General features: G+C 58.9%; 4 protein-coding genes. 2 read left to right on the top strand and 2 right to left on the bottom strand.

The genetic code is table 11. From position 1 onward, the window contains the following. Nucleotides 1-547: 547 nt before the first annotated feature. On the top strand, nt 548-721 hold the full coding sequence (locus tag HX774_RS18835; protein ID WP_178828954.1) for a hypothetical protein: 174 nt from the start codon (nt 548-550) through the stop codon (nt 719-721). 878 nt (nt 722-1,599) lie between these two features. Here the strand turns inward: HX774_RS18835 and HX774_RS18830 are convergent. After that, a complete protein-coding gene (locus tag HX774_RS18830) occupies nt 1,600-1,926 on the bottom strand; it encodes an addiction module antidote protein (RefSeq protein WP_178828953.1) in 327 nt (108 codons plus the stop codon). A 41-nt stretch (nt 1,927-1,967) separates the two neighbouring features. Next, nucleotides 1,968-2,786, bottom strand: a complete 819-nt coding sequence (locus tag HX774_RS18825; RefSeq protein WP_178828952.1) for a hypothetical protein — start codon at nt 2,784-2,786, stop codon at nt 1,968-1,970. A gap of 67 nt (nt 2,787-2,853) precedes the next feature. Here HX774_RS18825 and HX774_RS18820 point away from each other — a divergent pair, with 67 nt between their 5' ends. Next, a complete protein-coding gene (locus HX774_RS18820) occupies nt 2,854-3,069 on the top strand; it encodes a helix-turn-helix domain-containing protein (protein ID WP_114818741.1) in 216 nt (71 codons plus the stop codon). Nucleotides 3,070-3,580: the final 511 nt, after the last annotated feature.

The following is a 3,580-nucleotide window of genomic DNA, read 5'->3' as shown; positions in this document are numbered from 1 at the left end:
AAACACGACATTCCGCGCGTATGGACGACTGGTGAGCGCACACCATGCCCTGGCGGAAGCCGCCCCATGGCTGGTCGGTCACAATGTCGAACTGGCGGGACCGATGACCAGCAAGCCTGAAACGGACAATGTGCGGCCCGTCGGCCGCCTTCGGAGGGTCGCCTGATGCCTTGTTTGCTCCCGCCTCGCGATCGAGCCATGCTGAGGCATGCAGTTCCTCGAAACACCCGTCCAGATCGGCCTGACGATTCTCTTCATCGTCATCGCCGGCCTGACCTACTGGCGCGGCGGTCGGCCCGAACGCCTGGCCATGACAGCGCTCGTCGTGGCGAGCCTGGCCTCGCCGCTCGTTCAGAACACATCGAACATCGACGCACCCCAATGGGGCGTCATGATCGTGNNCAGTTGATCACGATCATGACCCATGTGGGTTTCGCCCTGAATCTGGACATCCTCAGCCGGGCCTATCTCTCGACCTCCTATCTGCTTTTCTTCGGCGAACTGGTCGCGATCACCTGGGGCGTACTCCGGCACGGAGGGCCCGAGCATGATCGAGGTCGAACCGCTGGACGCGATCGACACCTACGTACGTCTTAGAATTTCGAACTTTCGCGAGGCTGCAGCGCTTTCCCAGGAACGTCTCGCCATGCTGCTGGGCCTGGATGTTCCGAATCTGCGCGCAATGCCGGCCAAGCCAAGATCTTCGCCGAAACCCTGCTAACGGCTTCCCAGGCGCTGAGCGTGCCCGTATCGGCCTTGCTCCCGCCGGACATCCACTAACCTTGGCCTTCCCGCTTCCGGACGCCGTTTTTCCTGCTTTGACCGACGTCCGGGAACGGAAAGACGCCCCGCGCCAGCCAGCGCGGGGCGTTGCCCTTCTCCCACACCGACCGTCGCCCCGTTAAAAAGACCGGTCGCCCGGATTTCAGGCAGAGCGCAGCTACGTGTAGCGGGGACTGCAAGCTTTGGACTGCGCACAAAAACCCCACTGGAAACACCGCCTTTCAGGCGAAGAGTGGAGAAACGAATGCGCAGGTCCCTGCCCCAAAATGCTCGCTCAGATATCGCGGACTTTCGGGGTCTCCTCAGCAGCAAGGGCTTCAATGCGCCACGAGACTTCGAGCATCTGGTCCGCGAACTCTTCGAGGAGGAATTCCGCTCGCGCGGCGGCGAGGTCCCCTGCGCGCCTCTTTCAAGTCCTCTAACGAGAGGTCTCCTTCGCCACCCATTTTTCGGTCAGAGATTCACCTGGAACAAAGACGCGGACGCCCGCCCCCTCCGGTTCGCCTTTTGCGCAAGCGATAGCTTCGCTCAGGGCACACATTAGAGCCTCGAAATCATCGTCACGCCGTTGTTTAAGAGTTCGACGATCAATCATGGTGTCCATACCATCAGCGTTCAAAAGGCTCGCCCCGGATGCAGAGGCCAATTTCACGAAATAAGTCGGCAAGCGTCAGGCGTCGACGCCAAAATGATCGTATTGTTACAAACATTCATAAACGTCACCTTCAATCCTTCTGAACGAAGCTCACGATACGCGAAAACATCCTCAAACTCGTCGATGTGGCTGGCAATGTTGAAGGAACGCGTTTCAACGTCTCATCCATATCCTTTCCCGGTCCGTACGTCATTCTTCGCCGCAAAGCGGATACGGATGCCCAGACCCCGCGCAATCTTCAGCACCGCTTCAAAACTCGGTTCAGCCCCCTTTGCGAGCGCCGTTTCGAGTTCCTCCAGCGTGAGGCCGGCTCTCATCGCCACAGCTGTCGCAGAGCCGCTCGCGCGGACGGCGATGCCCAGCGCCCCGAGAATCTCTCCGGCATCATCGCCCGCCTCTTCCGCAACGACGTCGACATAAGCGGCCATGCACTCGGGGTCGGTAAGCGCTTCGGCCGGATCAAAAATGGTGATGCCTAACCCAGACATTATCCTGAACTCCCCTCTCAAATTGCTCGTGCGATCTTGCCTCACCCCACGACCTCCAATCGCCCGGCAGGGCGATCAAGGCGCATCGACCGGACGCGATAGGGCCCGCGTAACGCTTGGAGTCGAGCGCCGGGCGCCAATCTATGTCGCTCGGAGAATAGCGCTCCATATTCATCTGCGCGACCTAGCAGCCCGACGAAACCATCATGCACACGCGCCAGTTCCGCAGTCTGATCTTCGAAAGCGCATAAGTCCGAACGCACTTGCCGAACGTCGTAGGGCCGAACGAAATGCTCATGAGAAAGATATTGGCGCCACCGCGTTTGCAAGATCACCAAGCGATCGCCTGCGTGGGGATCCACCCTTTCTAGCAACTGCCCCAGGTAGCAATGAATGGCTTCTTCCGCTTCGGTCGCCGCTTCAATCAAGTCCCGCGCATGCGTCGTTCGCCAGACCAGATCCAGCCGATTAGCAAGAAGGCCGTCCGCATTGAGAAGCGGCTCCAAGCTCAATTCGATATCGCCGCAAAGGTAGAGGTTTAGGTCGTCCACGCGAACGAATGGGAGCAACTGACGAAGCCCTTCGCGCACCTGGCCCTCATCTAGATCCAGGAGAGCCTCCAAATCCACGTCATGCACAGCAACGACATAGGGACTTTCCGACCGCTTCTGCACCCGCCTCTCCCACAGCAGCAGCAGGATCTGCAGAACCTGAGCCCCCTCCGGGCCGAGTCCGCCAGCGACAGCCCGGCGCATGGCGTCCAGGGAAGCGAGATGAACAAGCTGCTTCAACTCGGCTCCATCCAGATGGGTCTCTTCTCCAATTAGATAATCCAGAGCCGAGAGGCCTTCAGTCCACATGTCAGTTCCCATGAATTCACACTGATAGTGTGTAGATGACCGCAGCACTCAGCCGCAAGTCAAGGAGGTGGAAACCGATCCGGACCTTCTCGCCTTCGGCAAGGCCGTGAGGCAGCTAAGGCTTGCGCGCGAGCTCAGCCAGGAAGAGCTGGCGCACCGGTCGGAGCTGCATCGGAATTATATCGGCGGCATAGAACGCGGAGAACGCAACGTCGGCATCAAGGCGGTGTTTGCGCTGGCGCGAGGCCTGAACTGCAAAGTGGCAGACTTTTTCAGCAGCTAGAGCTGCGTGCTCAAGCGGGCCTGCAGTTGGCACCCGCCACCCCAACCCAGATTTATGAACGCCTCTCTCGAGCTCCATTTTCTCCGCTCAAGAGGATGAAAGCCCCTACCGCGGTCGGTGTTTGCGCACACTCAGATCAGGGCCAGCCCGCACGCGGGACTCTGTCGAACAACGCCCAGGGGCGCAGCACACATTACGCACAACTGCGTCGCCGTAACTTGCTGATATCATTCACCAATAAAACTACGAATGGAGTTACACTTTCAACACCCCTCAGGCCAAATGTCACTTTCCTCAACATTTTCCGCCTACTAAGGTGTTACACTTCAGACACCCCGCTGCACGAATTGGTGGTTCATGCCCTCTCACAACCCTCGTATCGTCACGAACATCTCACCCCATTATCATCGCCAGATGGCCGAGAAGCTCGCCGGCACGGGCGTCAGCGTCAGCGAGTATCTTCGGCGCCTGATCATAACTGACCTGGAGGGTGACGTGCCTCTGAGTTTTC

Origin of the sequence: Brevundimonas sp. P7753 (assembly GCF_013386595.1) — a bacterium.
GTDB classification, from domain to species: Bacteria; Pseudomonadota; Alphaproteobacteria; order Caulobacterales; family Caulobacteraceae; genus Brevundimonas; species Brevundimonas bullata.
This window is presented reverse-complemented; position numbering and strand designations above follow the sequence as displayed.

What these genes read in the sequence shown, in the direction of transcription:
- HX774_RS18835 (WP_178828954.1), top strand. Translation starts at nt 548, where the DNA reads ATGATCGAGGTCGAACCGCTGGACGCGATCGACACCTACGTACGTCTT.
- HX774_RS18830 (WP_178828953.1), bottom strand. Translation starts at nt 1,926, where the DNA reads ATGTCTGGGTTAGGCATCACCATTTTTGATCCGGCCGAAGCGCTTACC.
- HX774_RS18825 (WP_178828952.1), bottom strand. Translation starts at nt 2,786, where the DNA reads ATGTGGACTGAAGGCCTCTCGGCTCTGGATTATCTAATTGGAGAAGAG.